Source organism: Enterobacter cloacae complex sp.6700776, assembly GCF_048284255.1.
GTDB lineage: Bacteria > Pseudomonadota > Gammaproteobacteria > Enterobacterales > Enterobacteriaceae > Enterobacter > Enterobacter intestinihominis.
The window spans coordinates 1-326 of the sequence record NZ_JBLVYK010000120.1; the positions used below are offsets into that span (position 1 = coordinate 1).

Consider the following 326-nt stretch of genomic DNA (forward strand, 5'->3'; position numbering starts at 1 on the left):
CAGAAAGTGGCTGACTGGCAGATTGCGGCAATCCTCAACATCGGTCAACGTGCTAAGCGTCCGCTGTTTGTTACCAACGTTGATGACACCCGTCTGGATGATATCGCGGCGTGGACTTACCGCGCACCGGTTGAAGATCAGGCGCGTTTAGGTTTTGCCATCGCCCATGCGCTGGATAACTCTGCGCCAGCGGTTGACGGTATCGAACCTGAGCTGCAAAGCAAAATCGACGTCATCGTGCAGGCACTGGCAGGTGCGAAGAAACCGTTGATTATCTCCGGGACGAACGCCGGTAGCATAGAGGTGATTCAGGCTGCGGCTAACGT

The 326-nt window shown here is 55.5% G+C and carries 1 pseudogene; it reads left to right on the top strand.

Annotated features, from left to right (window positions below):
* Positions 1 to 326, top strand: a pseudogene (locus ACNQ0T_RS23485) (NADH-quinone oxidoreductase subunit G); the annotation flags it as partial.